The organism is Sphingomonas sp. CFBP 13733, assembly GCF_014841795.1.
Taxonomy (GTDB): Bacteria; Pseudomonadota; Alphaproteobacteria; order Sphingomonadales; family Sphingomonadaceae; genus Sphingomonas; species Sphingomonas aerolata.
In genome coordinates this window covers 36815-57905 of sequence record NZ_JACYUP010000008.1, presented here as the reverse complement: position 1 = coordinate 57905, position 21091 = coordinate 36815, and the positions used below count along the sequence as shown (strand labels likewise).

Genomic DNA, 21091 nt, shown 5'->3' with positions numbered 1-21091 from the left:
AACCGATGGCCGATCGCCAATATCTCTCGGTCCCCTACGCTGAACGGGACGAAGCAAAGGCCGCTGGAGCGCGCTGGGACAAGGATAAGAAGCGTTGGTACGTCGGCCCCAAAGCCGACGCGGAGGCCGTTGTAGCGCGTTGGCGCGAGCGCCCTCGGGAAGAGCTATCGGAATCCGATATCCGGGCGTCCTTCGCGAGTGCAATGCGTGACCTCGGCCTTAATCCAACCGGGCAACACCCAATTATGGACGGCAAGCCGCATCGCATCCCGGTCGAGGGTGAGAAGGGCGGTCGGGAGTCCGGTCGGTATGTCGGGTATCTCGACGGGCATCCGGCCGGGCATATCAAGAATTATAAAAGCGGCATCGATACGCCGTGGAAGTTGGAGGGCGTCACCATCGCCCCCGAAGAATCCGCCCGGTTGAAGGCTGAATTTGAAGCCAAATCGGAAGCGCGTGCGGCCGAACGCACCGCCACCTTCGACGCAACTGCGCGGCGCGTTACCCGTCAAGCTGATCGGCTGTCGCCTGTGGTCGCGGCTACGCCATACATGGTCGCAAAGGGCATCAGCCCGGCCGAAGGTGCGCTTACGGATCGCGACGGAAAGACGACGTATCTCCCCGCGATCGACGTCACCGGCAAACAATGGACGATGCAATATATCCGTGACGATGGGACGAAGCGGTTTGCAAAAGATAGCCACAAGGAAGGCACGTTCCACGTTGCGGGGGGCAACCTCGCTTCGTTGGAAAAGGTGCCTGTCATCATCATTGGCGAGGGGTATGCGACTGCCCGCACCGTTGGCGAGGAAGTCGGTTTCCCGACTGTTGCAGCGTTCGATTCCGGCAACCTCAAAGCCGTAGCTCTCGCCCTGCACGATCGCTTTCCCGACAAGCCGATAATCATCGCTGGGGATGACGATCGCGCGGAAGAGCTGAAAGGTCGACCAAACCCCGGCAAGGATAAGGCCGTCGCCGCTGCCTTGGCCGTGAATGGTCGGGCGATCTTTCCGGAGTTCGGCCAGGAGCGCGACGCCAACCCCGGCGCATATAGCGATTTCAACGATTTGAAGATGCGTAGCCCGAACGGGCATGTCGCCATTTCCCTCCAATTTGCCGAAGCTGTGCGTGAGGTGGTGTTTGCTGCCGCCCGCGCCGAGCAAGAGCGAACAGCCCATCAAACAGACGCGAACAAGGAGCGCCCTATGCCTGACGACGCAAACCCGGAACCGGGTCGCGATACGGAGCGCAATGCGCCCGCGATCGAGCGTCCCGCCGCTGCCGTCCCCGCGCCGGAAGCCCCTCCCGTTGCCCCTGCAAAGCTCGATGCTGACCGCGAAAGTTCGTCCGGACGAACTTTTCGGGAGGATACCGCGCCCGCCAGCACGCCACCCGAGCGCGCCGATGATCCGGCTCCGGTAGCTCAACCCGCGTGCAAAGCGGCCGATAACGAACGGGGCGCGGCGGAAAATCAGCCTCCTTCGCCAGCCAACGAAAACACCATTGGCCCGGTCGGACCTGAAAGCGCCCGCGATCGGGGGCCGGGTGCTACCGCTGCCGGCGTTCCACCGATCGATCGCGATAGCCGCGTGGACCCTGACCGTTCGGCCGCTCCCTCGCGCGATGCTCCCGGCGAACCGGATCGCCCGTCTGATCCTACCGCGAAGAAGCGCGAACAGTCGCTAGAACCGGGTGACGTACCGGACGAGATTGCGCGCCGTTATTTCGTCCAGAAATCCAAATGGTCGGGCGAACCCGGTTTCTATGAATCTAGCACAGCAAAAGACCCGGCGTTTCGCGATCAAGGCGGCAAGCTCGTCGCGCATACCGATAGCCCGGCGACTGCACGCGATCTGGTCGCGGTTGCTCAACATCGCGGCTGGGGTGAAATCCAAGTCACCGGGACCGACGCCTTTAAGCGCGAAATCTGGTTGCAGGCGATGCAGCAGGATATCGGCGTAAAGGGCTACAAGCCTACCGAACGCGATCTACAGGAATTGAACCGGCTTCGGGAGGCCAACGCCGATCGCCAGAACAATAGCGTTGCGCCGATCGAACGCAGCGGCGCGGAACGTGTCTCGCCGCGTCGTGCTGATAGCGCCGATCGTGTGCCAGGTGCGCCCCCCGCCGATCGCGCGGCCGACTTTAAGGACGGCGTTCGCGGGAAGCTGGTCGAGACTGGCCGGGCAAACTTCAAGGAAGGCGATCCGTCCAGCTCGTCGCCTTACGTCGATGTTGAACTATCGAACGGTGATCGTCGGCGCGCTTGGGGTGTCGGCCTTCCCGATGCTCTCGCGCGCTCGAGCGCGGCAATCGGTGATAGCGTTGTGGTTCAACGCGGCGAGCGTGAAACGGTCCAAGTCCCGCAGCGCACGCAGGATAAGGAAACCGGCGAATGGTCGACGAAGACGATCGAGGCGCAACGCGCCCGGTGGTCTGTCGAGCTGACCGAACCTAATCGCCAGCAGTCGGTTGACCGCGCTGCGAACGATCGAGGATCTAGCTCGCCTCAAACACCCGATCGCCAGCCGACGCAGGACCGTTCGGCCGCAAGTGCGCCTGACCGGCCCCAAACACCGCCAACGCCTCGTGACGGGCCTTCCCGTGGCTCTGACGCTGCCCCGGCTGAACGCCAATATCTCGCGGTTCCCTACAAGGAGCGTGAAGCCGCGAAGGCGGCTGGCGCACGGTGGGACGGAGCCGAAAAGCGTTGGTACGTTGGCGAACGCGCGGACCCGGCCAAGCTCGAACGATTCACGGTTCGCGATCAAGGCGACGATCGCGCCTCAAAACTCATCGGCGCCGATCGCACCGCCCGCGCTAACATGAAGATGATTGAAAGCGTCGTGGGTAAGGCACTGGCTGACAATCCGGAAGCCGCAAAAAAGGTGCTGGCGTCGGCCCGGTCGCAGCTTGCCGATCGTGTCGAACAGGGAACCGGCCTCCGAACCCCGCAAGTCCGCGGCGGTCCCGATCGCACGCAGCAATCCGGAAGTTCACAAGCAACGCCAGCCCGCCAACCCGCTCCAGCTCGTGCGGTCGAGGGTGCGCCACCTGTTCCGCCAACCCCTCGGCGCGAACCCCCGCAACGATCGCGGGGGCGATAGGCGATGCTGCTGCTCTGCCTCGCCATCGCCTTGCACGACGTTGACGGTCCTATTCGGTGTCAGTCGGGCGAACGCATCCGCCTTGCCGGTGTCGGTGCAACTGAACTCGACGGCTCGCAGCGACCGGGACAACCCGGCGTTGCGGGTGATCCGTTCGCACAACGCCGCGCAATGGCTGTCGCGCTGGGTGGCGGCATCGGGGCGGACAATCGACGGCCGGACGGATATCTTACTTTCGCCCGGCCGGTTCGCCTCTCGTGCGAAGCGGTCGGGACAAGCTGGAATAGGACCGTTGCGTGGTGCCAACTATCGAACGGCCAGGACGCGAGCTGCGTCGCGATCCGTGTCGGTATCGCCGTTCGCTGGGCTAAGTTCGACCCTACCCAACGGTTAGCCCGCTGCGTGCGATGATCGCGTTTGTAGGTAGCGAATTGGCTGGGATGGGTGGTGTTACGCTCTGTATCTTTAGCCGTTTGCACCCTATATTTGATAGGACAAGGAGCGCGTGATGGCCGATGTTGGACTAGCTACCGGGAAGACGGAAGCGGAGCTTATTCGGGAAAGTATCGACGCGAACCTCCCTTATCTCCACTCGCAACGCTGGGCCGTAGAACAGGGTCGGCTTCGTGGTGTGATCGATAAGGCTCCAGACGCCGAAAAGGCTGCTGCAAAAGAGGCGCTTTCAAAGCACTATGATACGCGCGGCGATGTAGAGAGTAGCCGCGCCCCTTTAGTGCAGCGCGCAATGGAACAGATAGAAGCTCGCAAAACAAAGTGAGTGACGATCAAAAGCCATTGCGCGACGATGAACGCGAGAAGCTTGCTCGCGATCTAGCAGAAACCGGAATCGAGAAATCGACCGCTGTAAAAGAGCCGTTGGCTATTTTTACAGCGGGGCAGTCGGGTTCTGGAAAGAGCATGATCGTCAACTCGATGCGGATTCAATTCGAGGGTGTTGGCGGTGCCGTCGAAATTGATCCGGATAAAATCAGGCCGCAAATTCCATACATGCGCGACCGGATCGAGCGCGGCGATTTAGATATTCCGCAAGTCGCATTCTCTGACGCTGGCAATCTCGCGCACCGTGTCATGCAGATATCCGCAGAAGAGCGGCGGAATATCATTTATGGTGGGACGCTATCGAACTACGGCAATTCATCCAAAAGTATGGATGAACTGAAAGATAAGGGCTACCGTGTCGAGGTTCACGGAATGGCTGCGTCTCCAGATTTAAGTCATGCAAGCACTTACGATCGCCGTGAGTTCGAAATCGTCGACTCCAAAACCGGGTTCGGTCGTGGAGTAAGTGATGATTTTCACGATCAGGCCGTAAAAGGTCTAGTCGATACGATCGAGAAATTGCAGCAGAACAACAATGCTCACGCGATCGTTCTTTACGGTCGTGACGGAAAGGTTGTGGGCAGTAGTAACCTAGAAAATGGCAAGTGGGTGCCCGATGAACGCCTAGCGGATACCCTTCGCGACATTCACAACAACCCCGATCGCCGCAGCCTAGAAGACGCTGCTAAAACTTGGGATCGCGCATCGGATCTTATGCGCTTCCGTGGCGCTGATCTTGACGAACAGCGCAAAATTGAAGGCTTTCGCGTTGCCTCTCACGAACGCCTACCGGCTGAACCATCGATCGACGCAGCGGCCCCAAACCGGGCGAGTCCGGATGCCGATCGCGCGAACACTGGCGAACGCCTCATCATCGCGGACGGAACGCGCATTCACGAAAAGCGCATTGATGGTGGCTGGCGCGAGCAGGACTCGGAACCACAGGGTTCTAGCCCCAAGGGGGTCTATCGTCTCGATACCGCGCGGGAAGCCGATCCTAAGTCGAAGGAAGAGTATCGCGGCGCTGTGCTGCACGTCGACAAAGCGAACGTGTACCAGCTCGGCAACGACGGCCAGGTAACGCGCCACGATCGCGACCGCTTCAAGGATGCACCTAGCGTCGGGGACAATGCTCGAATTGGATACGACAAAGGCCAAGCCGCTGTGCTGACGCGCACGGCCGAACCTACTCCCGATCGCGCTGCACCTTCCCCAACCGTGCAGACGCCGGCAGCGCCAAGCCAAACGCCAACCCGCACGACTCCCGACCGCGAGCGGTAGGACGTGCGGACTTCTGCATGACGAAAGCCGGGCGCATTGCAGTCGCATCGATCGCAGCAATTCCGATCGGGATTGCGATCGAGCTGGGCTTGGAAATCTCCACCAGCCTTGATCGATACAACGCCACCCTCCCGCAAGCGATCTACGCTGCACGCCATTCCGTCTTCATGCCCCACGGCATCAGGGATTGGATCGTATGGGCGATGCTTGCGGTAATTGCCTTCGTCATACGCGAGGTAATGCAACCACGTAATCACACAGCGCCTAAACCATGATCGAGATATTCGAGCTTGAATATACCAAGGCGCAGCTAGCTAAGGTTCCCGACGAGGAACGAACATTCTTCCTTGTTATGACTAGCCTCGCAAACGATGTGCAGATGCTAAACAAGCAAATGCAAACCTCGATTAGAGAAGAAAGTGATATCAAGGTCGTCCAGCATGGCGCTCATGCAATGGCGATGCTCAACCTAAGAATGCTTGCCGGTCGTTTGTATGAGGGCTGGAAAACTCACAAAGAGCATTATCCGAAGATATCGGATATTTATGATAAAGAGCTAAAACCGAACGCAAAGTCAGCATTGACCGACTTAGAGAATTATTTTTCTCCGAAGCAGGCAGAGGGCCAGCCAAAACCGTCGCGCGCTTTACTCGCGATGGTTCGCGATAAGATAGGTTTCCATGCCGATTTTAAGATGACGGCCGCAGCGTTTGACGAGTGTAAAGATGATGCGATAATGGGTGAATACCTGTGCAAAACGATGGGTAACACTCTCTACTTTTCGACGGAGATGGTGCATCTAGAGGTCGTCGCAAAGATTGAAAAATCGTCGTCTGAGGATGCCGCTTCGCTAATGGCTTTGATGGACCACACGCGCGATGTGACAAGCCTTTTTAACACATTCGTATTTGGCTTCTCTGCGATCTTTCTTCGTCGACATTTTCCGAAGAAGATAAAGAAGCTTGCGAGAAAAAGAGTCGTCTTACCCTCGCAGCCCAAGCTTCGAGATTTAAGATTTTCTTTCTTCACAGAATTAGAATGAAAGGCTCCGATCATGAGTTCTGATCGACCGCCCGAACGTGCCGAACGCCTCGTCATTATGAACGGTAGCCGCCTCCACGAAAGGCACCTTGGCGGCCAGTGGACCGTTATGGATTCAGAACCGCAGGGCATGAACCCTCGTGGTATTCATCGCCTCGATACAGCTCGGGACGCCGATCCCAAGACCAAGGGCGAGTATCGTGGTGCGGTGCTGCACGTCGACAAAGCCAACATTTACCAGCTCGGCAACGATAGCCAGGTGGTGCGCCACGATCGCGACCGCTTTAAGGAAACGCCGCACGTCGGGGAGGGTGCGCGGATCGGATACGACAACGGCCGGGGCGTCATGTTGAACCGTTCCCCTGATCCTACCCCCCATCGAGGTATTCCCGGCCCCACGGTAGCGGCACGCGCAACGCCCGATCGTCAAAGATGATGACGGTTATCAATAACGTGGTGCCGGTGCTCGATCTCGTCATTCGCTTTACGGCTTGGATTTCCAGCCGCGACGCTAAAGGTTGGGAAGGTATATTTAAGTTTACCCTAGCCATCTGTGCATTGCTGGGCATCCTTCTCCCCTCGATCGGAGAATGGCTTGATAAGCGTTACCTCACGCACAAAAAAGATAACAAGTCTCTAGCGCTATCTTTTAAGGCTTATGGGCGTCTTTCCAGTGCACTCCTATTCGCTGGAGCAGCGGCCGGACTTTACTATGTTTCTGATTGGTAACGACTTATCGCCGTACGGTTGGAACAGGTGAAACAGTTACTTGCCCCCGCTTAAAACACCGCTTGCACTTTAGCCGCGCAATCGCCTGCGGCATTGTCTGCGGCAAACCGCCAAAGAGCTTCAACACGTTGGCGAACGGGACATTGATCGTCCGCCCGCAATGGCACACGATCCGCATATCTGCACGGTGACGCGCGTAATCCATCGTCGTTTCAAAACGCGCGGTACTCATCGCGCAACCGGGATTTCCGCGATGTTTGTCGTCCACGAATTAGATTTCTGGCTGCGCTTCGTGTCGAAAGCCTTTGGCCCGCGCCCCTGCGCCGCAACGGTGATCGTATCTCGCCCGAACCGTGCGTTTAGTCCGTCCATCGCGGCTAACAGGCCAGGAGCGCGCGGGTCGGGAATAGCGAACAAGTCGGTCTGTGCCGCTCCGGCCGGGTTTAGATCCTCCAGAAGCACGCCGCATTTCGTATATACCCCGCCCTCCTGAAACATCGCCTCGGTAAGCCTCGTTGCCATCGCGACAATTACGCGCGGGTCATGGCTCGCTGGGGACAAGCGCGCCGATCGCGATGCGCTCGGCGGATTCGGCCGGTATTTGCTGCCGTGCGCAAAGACTATCATGCGAGACGCCACCAGCCCCTGCGCGCGTATCTTCTCAGCCGCGCGAGCTGCGCGACGTGCCATCGCCTCGCATAGGTCGTCTAAGGTGCTGACAGGTGCGCCAAACTGCCGCGTGACGGCTGTTCCCTTCATAGCCTCCGGTTCAACTGTGAACTCGGCGCACTCGATACCGTTCAACTCACGCACAAGGCGCTCCAGAACGACTGTCCCGGCGTCTCTCGCGACCGCTGGGGGCAATGCAGCAAGGTCAGCCGTAGTTCGCACCCCTAGCGGCTTCAGGCGGGCCTCCAGAGCCTTACCTATCCCCCAAACCTCTCCGACCGGCCATTGCGCGAACAGCCGGCGACGCAATTCCTCGTCGTGAAGGTCGACGACGCCGCCCCAAATCTTTTCAGTCGCTTTTGCAAGAGCATTGGCAACCTTTGATAGCGTTCGTGTTGGTCCTAAGCCTATGCGGGTAGGCAAACCAACGCTTCGTGATATAGCATCAATGACGCGGTAAGCGGTTGCTACATCTCCAACGCCGCTAGGAAGAACAGGAAGACGAAAAAAGCTCTCGTCTATTGAATAGACTTCAACGGTATCAGAAAATTCTGCAATCACGGCATTGAAACGCCTATTTAGATCGGCGTACAATTCGTAATTAGACGAACGAACCTGTATTCTGTGACGTTTTACAACGTCGCGAGTCTTAAACATAGGATCGCCCATCTTTATATGCAGGGCTTTTGCTTCCTCGCTTCTAGCGATGGCGCATCCGTCGTTGTTGGATAGTACGATTACCGGCACGCCACGCAAGCGAGGATCAAAAAGCCGCTCGCTCGATACATAGAAGTTTGCCACGTCACAGATTGCGTAGGACATAGCTCGATCTAACGCCGGTAGTCGCGGACGCCCGATCGCACGACGCCCCACACGTCGACCGCCTCATCTGCGATCGTCACGGGGTAGCTCGTCGATACGTTGCGCGCCTCCAAGTGCGGCACACCTTCGCGGAACACCAGTTGGCGACATACGAACCCGCCATCTACAACCGCGATTACAATGTGACCGTCTGACGGGCGCGTGTCTCGGTCGACCACAACCACGTCGTTATCGTGGATTCCGGCGTCCCTCATGCTGCTTCCCTCGATCCGGAAAACAAAGCTCGCGGCTCGATCCAATCGTAACAGGTCCACCAGATTGACGGACTCGCAGGCCCAGTCCTGCGCGGGCGAGGGGAATCCAGCTCCAGCGGCTGCGAGAATGCGCGGAAATATGCCTAGCGGAATATCTGCGATCGGAATTGGCTGCATCAGCGGCAGCATTTTGGCGTCTCCCTTCGGCCCCTCATAACGCATCAAAGAACAGAAAGGGAACGGGTAAAGCTGCGCGACCGATCGCATTTTTGCGGCGTCGTCTTCGTGCTTTCGGATAGAATAGCGGGGATGGTCTACCGCAAGCCGCCCCCGCTCCCTGAACAAATGTCGCTTTACTGGTCCCACTGGTCGCCAGCTCGCCAGCGTGCCGAACAAGCGCGCTATTCTGAAATAGTCCGCGCCCGTGAAGTTCGGGACAAAGCGCTAGCCAAGTTGGACCGCGATAGGTTGCGCATCATCGCCACGTTCGACGCGAGCTGCCAAACCATCGAGGCCGTGTTTCTAGATACCGAAAAAAACGGCTGGGAATGACAGACGTTGCCGCCCGGCTATCGATGCCGCATCATTCTGCAATGGATAAGCCCGACGCCTTTGAACAATCCGCCCAAATCGTTGAAGCGTTCGCGGAAGGCGAAACCGACGATCGCGTTCTGGAGCTGCTGCGTAAGATCGCTCAAGCGATCCGTGACCACGCAATAGACGACTAGGGATCGCATAATGTGCAACCGCGCCCGCATGGACGGCGAACCGGAAACCCTATGGGGATCGGCGTCGAAGCTCTTTATCGAACGCCCCCGCGACAATCGGTTTAATCCGCGCGAGCTGCGACCAAAAAGCCGCAATTACATCATCCGCGAACAGGGCGGCGAACGCGCCTGGGACGTGATGACGTGGGACGTTACGGGCGGCAAAGCCCCTTGGCCCATGACGAACGTGCGGAACCTCGCGCTCCCACAATGGCGCAAACTGGCCGAGAAGCCGGAAAATCGCTGCCTCGTGCCTCTCACGGAGTTCTGCGAGTTCACCCCGGAGAAGCACGATCTGGAGGACGGCAAACCGCCCCTCAAAGGCGAAATGTGGTTCTCGGTGCCAAGTCAGCCTGTGTTCGCTGTTGCGGGATTCTGGCAGACCACAGCGGAGGGCAACGGCTTTACGATGGTGACGTGCGATCCCAATTCGCTGGTTAGCCCGATCCACCCCAACGCCATGATTACGATACTCGATCCCGACGATATCGAGACGTGGTTGCGCGGCTCATACGACGACGTTGTTCGGCTCCAAAAGCCTTTTGATCCCGATAAAATGACGGTGCGTGGCCCTGTCTTTCCGACACGCCGTAAAGAGCGATAGCTGGCAGAAAGTTCGTCCGGACGAACTTTCAGTCCGGCGATCGGTAGCCAGCCGGAGCGTTCGGGTCTGATTTCTTATAGCTTCCCCTGCGGGGGTTAGGGACAGCCTTCCCGTTAGAACGGCTGGTCACAACGGTATCGGGCTGCTTCGTTTGCACCGTGGCTTTCGCAGGGTCGCGATTACATGCCGCCAACGTCAGCGCCATCAGGACCGCAAGGGCGGGGGTCTTATAGCTTACGTTGGCTTTCGGCATTGTAGATCCCTTGAGCGTTTTTGCTGGTGCGATCATAGGCATGAGGTCGATACCGGGAAAGCCGTCTGTTCGTCGTGACCGAGAAAGTTCGTCCGGACGAACTTTCCGCCGATCTATCGGGTGCGATCGGGCCGCGTTGGCGTCTTCGGTATCTCGCGCTGCTTGTCGGGCGTCCGCTCTGGCTGCGGCTGTTGTGTCGGCCGTTGCCGTTCTGACCTTGTTGGAGGAACCGGCTCGGCTCGCGTCACTGGCTTACCCTCCCGATCCCGTTCGCTATCGCGGACATTCCTTGTCGCCTCTGCCATCTGCCGGGCTTGGTCGCGATCCCGTGTCATTGGATCAGGCATCGATGCGACGAACGCCCGCGTCTGCTCGGCCAGCTTTCGATCGGCGGGGTCGGCGCTGGCGTCCAGTTCGCTAGCGGCCTTCTCGTAAGACGCTCGCACCTCGGATTGCCGAACGATCGCGCTCACCTCCCAAGGTCGCGCCTTGGCTGGCTTCTCCTGTGCCATAGCTGCCGCCTCGGCTCGGCTCGATTGCAATACGCGGGGCAGCTCGGCCGTTCCGGCTTCCGCCCGATCGCGTATCTTACGGATAGGCGTCCGCTCCATCTTCTGAATAACGCCCCGCGCTCGGCGGGGTGTTGCCTCGGCTTCGATACCGCGCGCTCGTAACTCGCGTGCGAAGCTCTCGCGCCATCCGGCTAGATCGTCCTTTCTCGGATTGAACCTCTCCCCGCCTTCCCCTCGGGCCGCGACCGTTAAATGAACGTGCGGATGATCCGCGTCTGTGTGTAGCGCCATTGCGTAAGGAAAGCGCTCCAGCTCGGTGCGAGCGAACGCCCGCGCTGCTTGATACACCGTGTCCGGATCGGTGCCGGGCGGCATGGATAGAACCATCGAAATTGACGTAAGCGGTTCGCGGCGCTTGGTGGTCGCCGCTTCATCCTCGGCCCAATCCTGCGCTAACTCGCGAAGGTCCTTCACGCTCTCCAGCTTTTCGCCGTCGCTCGTTTCGACCTCAAGTTTTCCGTGTCGGCCGATATACTCCAAGTGCGCGGCGGTATGCCCGCCACCACGTTGACGGCCGGAAACCTTGACCATGACCTCCGGGACGCGGTTCGTGATCCGCTGGAGCTTTGCCTTTGTCGCCGCAACGCTCCCGCCCCCTCCCCCTCTGGAGCTTTTGCCAGCCGGTATGTTCAACCGGCCTTTCGAGCCTGTTGTTTTGCCTCCTGCTGGTGCGCGCCAGGTGGTGTCTAGAAACTCGATCTTCGGGCCGTCACTCATCCCCGGCTCTCCAATAGGATAGGTCGCCGCGCATCGCGTCACCGATCGCCTCGACTTGTTCGCTTACTGATTCCGCCATCGCGGCCAAGCGCGCAACCTCGCGGCTTACCTCCAAACGGCTATCCTCCATGTTCGCAGCGTGGAACGCCTTCACGACTTGATTGACGTTTTTCGCGATCCCGCGAAGCTGAATGCGAATGTCTGTTAGCGTCTGCCGCTGGTCGACTACCGGGACCGGCGCACCGTTTAGCCGGGTCTGGATCAGTGCGACAATCCAGTCTGTTCGCGTCAACCCGCGCTCGTCGGCCATCGCCTCCAGCCGCTTCGCGTCACCCTCGTTCAACTTAATCTCAACGCGGTATCGACCACTCGACGGCTGAACCTCGGGAAGCGGTTTCGCCTGATCGCACGCGTCCCCGATGACGAGGCGCAACGCCTTCGACCGTCCGCCATAACTCGCGGCGAGCTTATCAAACCGGGCGCCAACGTCGTCAGCCAATCTAACAATGAATGTAGCCATCGGCGGAATGTATTACAAAACCGGCTGTAAGCCTATCCTGCCATCATACCACAAGAGTTAAAATCGTTCGTCCGGCCATCATACCACAAGAGTTAAAATCGTTAGTCGGGACGAACTTTCGCTAATGATCGCTTCTGACCGCTTGTTTGCCCNGCGCCGATCGTCACGGGGGCATTTTCGCTCCGCCCGGATCGTAATCCCCTACCCTCTGTTATCCTTCTGACGGCGCGTTCTCCCTCCGGTCTTCGCGTCGTCACCCCTCCATAATTTCGGCCGATCGGATCGTAACCCTCCGCGCCTCGTTCAGATTATGACGGCGCGGTTTTTCCCCCCTGTTTCCGCGCCGTCACTTACCCATCCTAAAACGCGAACGCTGCCTGTCCTGTCTTTGCCTCAACGTAGGTGACGGCATTCCCGCCGCTGTACCTGTCGCGTCCCTTCACGGACCATTGCAGGAATCCGGCGCGGTCATACTCAAACCATCCGTCTTCGATTCCGAAAATCATCGCCCACGCCTGATCCTCAAGGCTGCTGGCTTTCCCGTTGATCGGCCAACGCTCGCCGCCTTTCTTGCCCTCTGAATTGCAAGCTGACGGTTTCCCGAGTTCTCTAATGATAGAGGCGCGATTGGTCGGTTCGGTGGCTCCAAGCTCGTCCATGATCTGCCGGGCATCCAACGTGGAAAGGTGGCCGTGGCGCTTCCCCCCCTCGCTATGGTCTGAATATCGCAAACCAAAATCCACCGCGTTGAAGATGCTGCGGGTGGTGGTGAAGGCGGACGTATCGAGCAACGCGCGCCACTGGCCCGCCGTCACGAGGTCGACCGCGTGAAACCAACCGAAACTTTCGGAAGTGCTGTAGCCGTTTTCGTTGGGTGCGCCGTTCGGGTCCAGCTTGAACCCTAGCGCGGCCTCGACGTGCTGCACGAAGGGATGCCCGGCTAGATCAGGGTGACGAAGGCCGATCGTGCGGGGCCGATCGCCTCGCGCCTTGCATACCTCGATCGGGAACCGGAACAGGCGGGAAGGGAGATTCCAAGGGGAGGGCAGGGGGAAGCCGCTCGGCACGGTCAAACCGCCATTAAGGTCCAGAATGAAATCGTTCTCCGCAAGTCCTGCGGTGATGATCTGTTCGCCTAGCTCGTCGCGGGTCTTGGTGGTGGTCATATCGGCATCCTCGAAAAGAGGGGCCGGGGCGTTGCCCGGCCCGCAATGGATCAGAGGGTTTTCCAAGGTTCGTCCGAACGGACGGGCCGATATCGTAATTCGGTGCAGCCGTAGGCTTCGGCCCAATCGAGCGGGGCGAAAGCGAGGTCCGCGCCGTGGTTGATGCAACGGGTGCGACCCTCAAAATAGACCTCGCCGTCATCGTCCAAAAGCTCGAACTCGGTCGGCATCGTTGCCAGTGCGTCGGCAACCTTGCTCTCGTTCTGGTAGCGCCGCGTTTCGTCGTCGAACTGGCCGAAGTTGACTGCGTTACCGTCGTCGATTTTGTCGGTGATGATGATCCAGCGCATTTTGCGATCCCTTCATTGGCTGGCGGGAACACCCCGCAAACTCCTTCATCGTGGAATCTAACGGGGAGAGGGGGGCAGCGAGAATCTAGGGGAGTGGTGCGGGCGCAGGGAGCTTTAGCGACTGAGCCTCGGTCCCCTAGATTGTCGTTGCGGGGGAGAGGGCGCGTGCGTCCTTTCCCCCCTTTCTACAAACTACGCGCCGGCTTTCGCCGGCACTTTCTGCGGCGCTCTTCCGCGTCGCCTCTTCGTCAGTGATTGGAACCCGTAAGGGCCAAGACCCCGCTTGGGGGCTTGGGGAGCGTAGCGACTGAATGAACGGTGCCGCGAAGCGGCAGACGCCATCCCCCTCCCTTTATGAACCGAAAGCCAAAAGGCTAACGTCGTTTGGATCAACGGACTCTTCCGCTCCGTCATCGTCAAACACGACGCGAACAACTGGCGGCATGATAAGCCTCGCTGCTCGCCCATACACCATGACAGGAAGGCTTGGCTTGCTGCTGTCAGCCGCACGGGATTTTTCAGGCGTGGATTGCGCGGGCTTTCCCTCACCCTTTGGCGTTGCTGGTGTCGCATTCTTCGCAACGGGCTTCGTTACTGGAGCTGGTAGGTTTTCCGCGTCTTTTCCCATCGCGGCCGGTGGGTCTGTCGCTGTCGATCCGTTTGGAGCTGGCTCGGAAGTTCGTCCGGACGAACCTTTTTCATCGTCGGCAGAAGTTCGTCCGGACGAACTTTTGTCGTCTGGTTCCAGCGGTAGGGGTGGCTCATCGGCGTTTGGGGTAGCTGCTGGAGCTGGTGCCGGGCGCTTATTTACCGCGTCTGCTCCGCGTACAAGCTCACGCGCGGCAGCTCGTCGAATGCCTGTTCCGTCACTGTCGGCAACGAACGCCTCGACCTTTGCCGGGTCTGCCTTCCAACCTTGATAAAGCTCGTAGAGCGTTCGGATTGCGGTCGTGTCGGCCAGGGCGCGAAGGAACGGCGGCATTTCCTGCAACGCGGAATATTCCGCGATTACCGATTTCGGCCGTCCTAGCTTCTTCGCTATGTCCGCTGCCTTATCGCCCCGCGCCAACGCGGCTCCGATCGCCTCGCCCATTTCGGCGGTCGTCAGCGGCGCGCGCTGGTCGTTCTCTATGACCTGATCGAACAAATCATCTTCGGAAACATCGGCCGTCGTCACGATCGCGCGGATTTCAGTCAGCCCCGCTATTCGAGCGGCGCGAAAGCGCCGATCGCCATAGCGGACCATAAACGACGTTCCGCCTTCCAGCGGGCGAACGGTGATCGGCTGGAGTATCCCGCGCTCTTTGATCGACTGCGCCATTTCCTCAAGCTGCGTCTGATCGAAAATCTTGCGGGGATTGTTTGGGTCGCTCGTGATCCGATCGAGCGGGATCATCTGAATAGCAACCGCGCTCGCGTTAGAATTAAGCGTAAATGCAACGTCGCCAAGTAGGCTTCCAAATTTGGACATTACTTAGCCTCCGTCGTTTCGGGTTGCTTAGGTGCAACCCGGTCGTAAACCGTCGTAAGTATCTTCCGGATTTCTGCGCCCGCTACTTTCGCGCCGGAAGTTTTGATTGTCCAAACTGGAACGGCGTCCGACATGGCCTGTTCGTATCCGTCTCGGTTAGTAATTACACCCGGAAACAACATATCAGAGCCAAGCGCGTTTATAAGCGTCTGGAGGTTGTCACGCTCTCGGTTAGAATGGCTGTTGAACCGCGAAGCGAGCAAACCAAGGAAGTTAACGGGCTTCCCGTTTCTACCCTTGTCCTGAACATTCTTCATCGACTGTAATAGCTTGCCGACGCCACTTATGGCGAAGTCCTTCAATTCGATGGGCGCAATTACATGATCGCACACAGCCATTGCAGAGAAGTTGCGCCAGCCCCAGGCGGGCGGGGTGTCGACGACACAAAAGTCAAACGCGCCCGCGATCGTCGCAAACTGCGGAATCATCGCATCCGCACCCGCCGCCTCGATGGTGTCTAGGCGTCCGTCGCTGGCTAGAACGGTGATGCCGGGTTCAGCGGTTAAAGGATCTAGCTTACCCGTCTCGAATAGGTCGGCTGCATAGCCGCCCTTTCGTTCAGCCTGTAGAACGGTGCTGGAGTTGGCTTGGCCGTCTAGGTCGATGAACAGAACACTCGCCTTTAGCTCGGCCAGAAACCAAGCAAGGTGAACGGAAAACAACGTCTTCCCGACGCCGCCCTTCTGGTTGTTGATTACGATCGTCTGCATGGCTCAAGCCTCCACCGGCTATGCCGGGATCAATGGTTGTCCGGACCCTTCCGGAGATTGCGGTCATAAAGTTCTTGGGCCGATTGATCGTAACGGTAGGGGCCTTCCCCTCCGCGTCCTGCTCCGCGATTGCGCCCGAAGGGCGTCGATCCGCGCACGAACAGTCCCCAAAGGATCAATCCTGCAATGAATAGGTAGCCGATCGCTTCGCTAATACCGCGAATGCCGTCCCATAATTCTTGCATTATCGTTCCTCCGTTACTCGGCCGGGGGTGCTTACGTCATCCGATGACGCCACCCTAGCACGATATCGTTAAATCGCCTATGATCGCTCCTGCCATCGTCAAACGCGATCGGTGTAGGAGCATTATGGACGATCAAGCAAAGCCGCGCGGTCGGCCTTCTCGTGGCGCGATGGGGTCGGTTTACGCCCGTCTCGCGGCCGATAAGCACGAACTGTTGCAGCGTATCCGCGAAGAAAAGGGCTGGTCGCTTGTGACGGCGATCGAGCGCGCTGTTGACGCGCTGGCGAAGCAAGAGGGCTATACCGAACATAAGGACTAGTGCGCTGTCGGGTTGATCGGCGGTTGGCCGGTCAACGTGTTTAAGAGGCGGTCCATTGTCGAGTTGCCAGCCGCAAGCGGCCGGGCAGGGGCCTTGAGTTGGTCGACCATAAGCGTTCGCGCCAGGTCGGCCGGGATCTCCGGAACGTGACGCTTCGCGATCGTCACCAATACGCCGGGATGACTGACCTCGGCATAGGACGCACCTAACCAAATCAAAGGCGGCTCGTCTTCCGAACCGTCCTGCAGGGCGTCCGTCCAGACGGTCAGAAAGAACGACGCAAGCGGCGCGTCCCATCCGATCGCGAGGCGCGCGCCGTTCCCCTCAAAATCGTACCGGCTCATATTTGCTGTTCCTCGGTCCGCGTCACGATCCGCGAAATTGTGGCTTGGCTCACGTTGAAGGATCGCGCGACGTTGCGTTGTGTCTCGCCGCTTGCGACGCGTGCAGATGCCTCGCGTATTTGGTGGGGTGTGAGTGTCGGCTTGCGACCGAACTTGATCCCTGCCGCCTTCGCCTGAACCCGTCCCGCCGTTGTCCGTGCGATGATCCGGCCTCGCTCCCATTTGGCTGCGATCCCGAGAACGGCAATCACTACCTCGGCCAGCTCCGACGACGTATCTACCAACGGCTCCGCGATCGATCGGAAAGCCGCTTCCGATAGTTTGACCTCGTGCAAGATATTCAAAAGGTCGCGCGTGTCGCGTGCAAGCCTGTCGATTGCCGTCACCACCAGCACGTCGCCCGGTTCCAGCGACTTCAACGCTTGCCGTAATTTCGGCCGGTCGGCGTTGGCGCCGGCGCTGCGCGTCTCGCGAATAATCTTCTGACAACCAGCGGCGCGAAGCGCCTCCGCTTGCTGGGTCAAATCCTGTCCCCCTGTCGAGACGCGCGCATAGCCCAAAATCATGGCCCTCTTTTGTATCAGAAATGTGCATAGCGGAAGGCCGCGGAAAACAGCCGTTTTTGAAATGATGCAAAATTGTTGATTTCTGCATCGCGAAGCGATGCGCGCGATTATCGGCCTTCCCGATAATCGCGCCGCGCCATGCGGGAACGGTCATCGTGCAAACCTCCGGTTTCGGATGCCAGCGGCGCGGCGCAGCTCGTGCGCGACGCATACGCGGCAAGGCGGATACGTGTTGGCGTCCAGCCAGTTGACGAAGGAAAGAGCGGCGCGGGCTGGGGCCAGGTGACGCCAGCGGGTTTGTGCAACGGTCGTCATGGGTCTGTCTCCGTGACGGCACGACGCGACCCTGTTAGGGGGCGCGCGTCGGCTTGGGGTCTGTCTCCGATTGTCGGCAAAACCGGGGGGGCGGCGCTGCAATGCCGTCCCCCCACCTTTGTTAGGCTGCGGCCTTTAGGCGCTGCATCCCCTCGGCCAGTGTCCACATGGCCCGATTGAGGCTGACATTCTGGTCAATGCCGTTGATCGCGCGCGACTTGCTGCGGCGAATGCGGCCCTCGTCGGTGCGCTTCATCCCGTGCACGCCGCCACGAATGACGTTCTCCTGAATGACGTTAAACGTGCTCCAGACACTGCCGCCCACATCGGCCGAACGGCGCGGCTGAATGATCTGGTCGGGACGGATGGGGCTTTCGTCGTCGCCGTAGCGGGCGATCAATGCCGCCTCACCGAAAACGCGCTGCTCGGCCTCGCTAAGGCGCGTTCCCTTCATTTCGGCCGTGGCGTCGATGATGCGCGGGAAGTCCTTGGCGATGGTGTACGCGCCTTCGATGATCTGATCCTGAATGTTGCCCTTGTGGGGAACGCGGACCTCCTGAAACTGATCGCCGCAAATCATGCCGTTGGTGCAGACGAAACGCAGCATCCCGGCGAACATCTGATAAGCGCTCGTGCCGTCATGGCTGTTGACGATGATGACCTCTGCGGCCTCGGCGTTGCCGATATCGTCGGGACGACGGAGGCGAAGCATGTGCTTCGTATGCGCCATGCGGCCCAGGTCGCGGGGCTTCGACTGTGCCGCGAAAAACGGTGCCCAACCCTCTTTGCGAAGGCCGTCGACCAGCTCGATCGTCGGGACATAAACGTAACGCTGCGAACGGCTGTCGTGCGCTTCTTCCGCGAAGATCGAGGGGACGAGGGCGCGGAGCGTGTCGTTGTCGAGTGCTTCCCAACCGCGAATCTGGCGGGCGTTGCGAGCGAAGCGGGTTGCGAGGGTGGCGTTCATGGGTCTGTCTCCGGTTGGTGATCGCCGCTGCAAATCGGCGGGAAGGCAGTCCTTCCACTCACGATATTAAACGATATCATTTGCTATGCAATAGGGATTTTGCATATTGCCTAATATTTTTCGATATCGTATTGTTTTGGGGAGGTTAGGAGGCTTTTAGATGCTGCTCACGCCCGAACTCGCTGCCTTGTTTCCAACGCTGGGGGAGCATGACGAACCCTATAGCTGGTCCTTATTCGAGGTAGGAACGCAGCCCTCGGGCTGCCTGATCGCCATCGGCACGCTAGAAGAGGAAGGCGGGAGAAACCGCGAATTGAAAGTGCGGGTGGTCGATGTGACGAGGCTAGGATGGCATCGCTTGGTGATGACTAGCCTCGGCCGTTTCTCCGGTTCCGGGGTCAAGCTGACAGACGGTTTTGTCGAGGTGATCCATCCCCGTTTGCGAGCGCAGGGGATAGGAACGCTCGTGTTCAACGTCGTTACCGCATGGGCGCAACGCACCTTCCCCGGCGTGGCCGTCGATCCCATAACCCTAGTTCGTCCAGATACTGCGGCGCAGTTCGACCGCCTGACGCGGTTCTATGGTCGGTTCGGTTTCGCCTGGGATCGCCCGGCCGATGGCTGGGGTCGCCATTTCCCGTCTAAGCCGATGACGGTCGACGCTCTCAAACAATATCCGGAAGAGCTGTTGGCAGACGTGCGCCGCGTCGACCTGACGGCCGGTTTAACCGCGATGATTGATCGGATGCTAGAAGCCGACGACGATCGCCGGATGATCGCCGTCCTGCGCGATCAGCTCAACGAACGCCGCGACCGCTGGCGAACGATTGGCTATCGCCTCAATCTGCTAGGCTATGGAATTGCGGCGCTCGCTGGGTTCGGCGCCGCTCGGGCGCTGTTCCTGCTATAGTCGGTGCCGCTCTCGTCGTGTTCGTGACCCTTTGCACCGTTTCAACGGGACGAACGCGCTCAAATGGAAGCTGACAAAGCCGCTTGCTCCATCGTGGAGCATCGTGGCGGCGCAGCCGACACTCCCGCACTATCCACAAGGAAACCGTTCTAGATCCTTTCCAGTGGCTTCCTCGCCTCCCGCCATCAGGCGAAAACGTGTTGGCCGACTAGGCCAACTCCATCCGAGCTATGATTAAATGAATCTATTAGCGGTTGCGTCTGTAATTGAGACTCGCTGTCTTTCCGATCGATCGCCGCGCCAAATTTCTCCAGCATCTTCCCCAACTGCCCGCCTACTGTGGCTTTCGCGAAGTCGCGGCAGGAGAGGGTGGCTAGCATAGCCTTCGTCTCGGCCGCGCTGTCGGCGTGGTGCTGCTCGTGATCGATCGGGACCGGCGCCGGTCGCATCCAGCGCGGGAGATAGGCCAGGACGCGCGCCGGCAGCATCGTGCGATAGGCATTCGACGTTTGCTTGTACCGCGGCCCTATGCCCTCGACCTCAACCCGCTTGAAACGGCGCTGCGGGCAATGAAGCCGACTGCCTCCAAAATCCCCAATGCACGCGCGACCGTTGCCCGGCTAATGCCCGTCTTTTCCATCAACCATTCATAGGTCGGATAAACCCGCCCTGCGTTAAGCCGCGCCAGCTCTAGAATCCGCTCAAATATCAGGATCACGTTCCCGTTGAGCGATAGGATAGCGCGCTCGATCCGCGACGCCTTGCGCGCCTCGCGGCCGATCGTCGCCCAGATTGCCGAACGACGCGCGCAAAGCTCCTTTGCTGCCTTCAACGTCTTGTCGGTTTCGCCCTTCGCGGGAACCGCGAAAAACATATCCTCGAACGTGCCTTCTTCGATGCTGTTACGCAGCACCGGCGCGCCGGTCCTATGCGCTGCACCTGACGGCTTAGGCTTACGCGCGGAGTTCCATCCGCCGATCGCGCTCCGCGCAATCTCGCCAATCGATAATGCTTCCATCGTCCATCCCCTCGATAGGGCTGGGACAGGACGCGCGTCGTTTTGAAGGGATCGGCCGGATCCTCTGAACCCGCGCTCAGGTCGTGATTGTAATAGTCGATCTTCCAGTAGCAGTCGGTGCCTTCAAACCGGAACCGGCCCAGGTCGTGCTCGCCATACGGGTCGATGGCGTCGTCAAAGCCATCGAAGTCGCGAACCTCTCGGAGCAGTTCCGCCCGCTTGCGGAAGTTTCGGAAAAGAGTGACGTCGCCGATCAGATCTGCGATCCCGCTGGTCATCACGATACGGTTGTTGCCCGGGACGGTGAGATGCTCGCGCAGCCAGTCGTTGAGGCGGGCGATCTCCGCTGCGCCACCCTTGGCGTGGTTTGATTGGGGCGTTTGCTCGGCCATGATGGTCTCCTGCCATTGACCCCGACGATCGGGGCCTTTCGACAGGCGACAGGACGGCCGGGGCACAGGTCGCTCGCGCACC

General features: G+C 59.4%; 25 protein-coding genes and 1 pseudogene. 12 read left to right on the top strand and 14 right to left on the bottom strand.

Annotated features, from left to right (window positions below):
* Nucleotides 1-5 precede the first annotated feature (5 nt).
* The 7 genes from IFT71_RS18850 (at nucleotide 6) to IFT71_RS18820 (ending at nucleotide 6998) form a co-directional block, all read left to right on the top strand.
* Nucleotides 6-3107: a DUF5710 domain-containing protein gene (locus tag IFT71_RS18850; RefSeq protein ID WP_192142852.1), complete on the top strand. Its 3102-nt coding sequence runs from the start codon at nucleotides 6-8 to the stop codon at nucleotides 3105-3107.
* A gap of 508 nt (nucleotides 3108-3615) precedes the next feature.
* Nucleotides 3616-3885 (top strand): hypothetical protein, encoded by a 270-nt coding sequence (locus IFT71_RS18845; RefSeq protein WP_192142850.1) that lies wholly within the window; start codon nucleotides 3616-3618, stop codon nucleotides 3883-3885.
* The gene (locus IFT71_RS18840) at nucleotides 3882-5228 is read left to right on the top strand and encodes a zeta toxin family protein (RefSeq protein ID WP_192142848.1); all 1347 of its coding nucleotides are present in this window, start codon (nucleotides 3882-3884) and stop codon (nucleotides 5226-5228) included. Before IFT71_RS18845 ends, IFT71_RS18840 begins: the two co-directional genes overlap by 4 nt.
* A 17-nt stretch (nucleotides 5229-5245) precedes the next feature.
* A complete protein-coding gene (locus IFT71_RS18835; RefSeq protein ID WP_192142846.1) occupies nucleotides 5246-5503 on the top strand; it encodes a hypothetical protein in 258 nt (85 codons plus the stop codon).
* Entirely contained in the window at nucleotides 5500-6270 is a 771-nt protein-coding gene (locus IFT71_RS18830) for a hypothetical protein (protein ID WP_192142844.1), read from the top strand. The genes IFT71_RS18835 and IFT71_RS18830 overlap by 4 nt, the downstream gene beginning before the upstream one ends.
* Before the next feature lie 12 nt (nucleotides 6271-6282).
* Nucleotides 6283-6705: a KfrB domain-containing protein gene (locus IFT71_RS18825; RefSeq protein WP_192071742.1), complete on the top strand. Its 423-nt coding sequence runs from the start codon at nucleotides 6283-6285 to the stop codon at nucleotides 6703-6705.
* Nucleotides 6705-6998 carry a hypothetical protein gene (locus IFT71_RS18820; RefSeq protein ID WP_206757462.1) on the top strand — a complete coding sequence of 98 codons (294 nt, stop codon included), beginning with the start codon at nucleotides 6705-6707 and terminating at the stop codon, nucleotides 6996-6998. Before IFT71_RS18825 ends, IFT71_RS18820 begins: the two co-directional genes overlap by 1 nt.
* Nucleotides 6999-7226: 228 nt before the next feature.
* Here IFT71_RS18820 and IFT71_RS18815 read toward each other — a convergent pair whose 3' ends face one another.
* Both IFT71_RS18815 and IFT71_RS18810 read right to left on the bottom strand, forming a co-directional pair.
* Nucleotides 7227-8489 carry a Y-family DNA polymerase gene (locus tag IFT71_RS18815; protein WP_192142840.1) on the bottom strand — a complete coding sequence of 421 codons (1263 nt, stop codon included), beginning with the start codon at nucleotides 8487-8489 and terminating at the stop codon, nucleotides 7227-7229.
* Nucleotides 8490-8497: 8 nt separating this feature from the next.
* Nucleotides 8498-8932, bottom strand: a complete 435-nt coding sequence (locus tag IFT71_RS18810; RefSeq protein WP_244650394.1) for a LexA family protein — start codon at nucleotides 8930-8932, stop codon at nucleotides 8498-8500.
* Between the two features lie 120 nt (nucleotides 8933-9052).
* Between IFT71_RS18810 and IFT71_RS18805 the strand changes: the two genes are divergently transcribed.
* Genes IFT71_RS18805 through IFT71_RS18795 form a run of 3 tightly spaced genes read left to right on the top strand, consistent with a single transcriptional unit; the run spans nucleotide 9053 to nucleotide 10114 of the window.
* Nucleotides 9053-9295 carry a hypothetical protein gene (locus tag IFT71_RS18805; protein ID WP_192071739.1) on the top strand — a complete coding sequence of 81 codons (243 nt, stop codon included), beginning with the start codon at nucleotides 9053-9055 and terminating at the stop codon, nucleotides 9293-9295.
* Complete coding sequence (locus IFT71_RS18800) at nucleotides 9292-9471, top strand: hypothetical protein (RefSeq protein ID WP_192142838.1); 180 nt, start codon at nucleotides 9292-9294, stop codon at nucleotides 9469-9471. Before IFT71_RS18805 ends, IFT71_RS18800 begins: the two co-directional genes overlap by 4 nt.
* A gap of 10 nt (nucleotides 9472-9481) precedes the next feature.
* Nucleotides 9482-10114 (top strand): SOS response-associated peptidase family protein, encoded by a 633-nt coding sequence (locus tag IFT71_RS18795; protein ID WP_192142836.1) that lies wholly within the window; start codon nucleotides 9482-9484, stop codon nucleotides 10112-10114.
* 366 nt (nucleotides 10115-10480) lie between these two features.
* On the opposite strand, the gene IFT71_RS18790 is transcribed toward IFT71_RS18795, so the two are convergent.
* From IFT71_RS18790 to IFT71_RS18760, 7 genes are all read right to left on the bottom strand, one after another.
* Entirely contained in the window at nucleotides 10481-11656 is a 1176-nt protein-coding gene (locus IFT71_RS18790) for a relaxase/mobilization nuclease domain-containing protein (protein ID WP_244655049.1), read from the bottom strand.
* A complete protein-coding gene (locus IFT71_RS18785; RefSeq protein WP_192142834.1) occupies nucleotides 11649-12176 on the bottom strand; it encodes a mobilization protein in 528 nt (175 codons plus the stop codon). The genes IFT71_RS18790 and IFT71_RS18785 overlap by 8 nt, the downstream gene beginning before the upstream one ends.
* 359 nt (nucleotides 12177-12535) lie before the next feature.
* Nucleotides 12536-13342, bottom strand: a complete 807-nt coding sequence (locus IFT71_RS18780; RefSeq protein WP_192142832.1) for a hypothetical protein — start codon at nucleotides 13340-13342, stop codon at nucleotides 12536-12538.
* A 50-nt stretch (nucleotides 13343-13392) separates the two neighbouring features.
* Nucleotides 13393-13692 (bottom strand): hypothetical protein, encoded by a 300-nt coding sequence (locus tag IFT71_RS18775; RefSeq protein WP_192071735.1) that lies wholly within the window; start codon nucleotides 13690-13692, stop codon nucleotides 13393-13395.
* A 352-nt stretch (nucleotides 13693-14044) separates the two neighbouring features.
* On the bottom strand, nucleotides 14045-15163 hold the full coding sequence (locus IFT71_RS18770; RefSeq protein WP_192142830.1) for a ParB/RepB/Spo0J family partition protein: 1119 nt from the start codon (nucleotides 15161-15163) through the stop codon (nucleotides 14045-14047).
* Entirely contained in the window at nucleotides 15163-15933 is a 771-nt protein-coding gene (locus IFT71_RS18765; RefSeq protein WP_192071733.1) for a ParA family protein, read from the bottom strand. The genes IFT71_RS18770 and IFT71_RS18765 overlap by 1 nt, the downstream gene beginning before the upstream one ends.
* Nucleotides 15934-15962: 29 nt before the next feature.
* Nucleotides 15963-16178: a hypothetical protein gene (locus IFT71_RS18760; protein ID WP_138995683.1), complete on the bottom strand. Its 216-nt coding sequence runs from the start codon at nucleotides 16176-16178 to the stop codon at nucleotides 15963-15965.
* A gap of 124 nt (nucleotides 16179-16302) precedes the next feature.
* Between IFT71_RS18760 and IFT71_RS18755 the strand changes: the two genes are divergently transcribed.
* A complete protein-coding gene (locus IFT71_RS18755; protein ID WP_010218566.1) occupies nucleotides 16303-16497 on the top strand; it encodes a hypothetical protein in 195 nt (64 codons plus the stop codon).
* On the opposite strand, the gene IFT71_RS18750 is transcribed toward IFT71_RS18755, so the two are convergent.
* From IFT71_RS18750 to IFT71_RS18740, 3 genes are all read right to left on the bottom strand, one after another.
* Nucleotides 16494-16841 carry a hypothetical protein gene (locus tag IFT71_RS18750; protein ID WP_192071732.1) on the bottom strand — a complete coding sequence of 116 codons (348 nt, stop codon included), beginning with the start codon at nucleotides 16839-16841 and terminating at the stop codon, nucleotides 16494-16496. The genes IFT71_RS18755 and IFT71_RS18750 overlap by 4 nt on opposite strands.
* On the bottom strand, nucleotides 16838-17407 hold the full coding sequence (locus tag IFT71_RS18745; protein WP_192099419.1) for a recombinase family protein: 570 nt from the start codon (nucleotides 17405-17407) through the stop codon (nucleotides 16838-16840). Before IFT71_RS18745 ends, IFT71_RS18750 begins: the two co-directional genes overlap by 4 nt.
* Before the next feature lie 436 nt (nucleotides 17408-17843).
* Nucleotides 17844-18689, bottom strand: a complete 846-nt coding sequence (locus IFT71_RS18740) for a DUF932 domain-containing protein (protein ID WP_192142828.1) — start codon at nucleotides 18687-18689, stop codon at nucleotides 17844-17846.
* Nucleotides 18690-18849: 160 nt separating this feature from the next.
* On the opposite strand from IFT71_RS18740, the gene IFT71_RS18735 reads away from it, so the two are divergent.
* Nucleotides 18850-19599 (top strand): hypothetical protein, encoded by a 750-nt coding sequence (locus IFT71_RS18735; RefSeq protein WP_192142826.1) that lies wholly within the window; start codon nucleotides 18850-18852, stop codon nucleotides 19597-19599.
* A 526-nt stretch (nucleotides 19600-20125) separates the two neighbouring features.
* Here IFT71_RS18735 and IFT71_RS18730 read toward each other — a convergent pair.
* Together IFT71_RS18730 and IFT71_RS21915 are read right to left on the bottom strand one after the other, a co-directional pair.
* Complete coding sequence (locus tag IFT71_RS18730; protein ID WP_244649251.1) at nucleotides 20126-20617, bottom strand: helix-turn-helix domain-containing protein; 492 nt, start codon at nucleotides 20615-20617, stop codon at nucleotides 20126-20128.
* A gap of 86 nt (nucleotides 20618-20703) precedes the next feature.
* Nucleotides 20704-20895: pseudogene (locus IFT71_RS21915) on the bottom strand (DUF3768 domain-containing protein); the annotation flags it as partial.
* Nucleotides 20896-21091 lie beyond the last annotated feature (196 nt).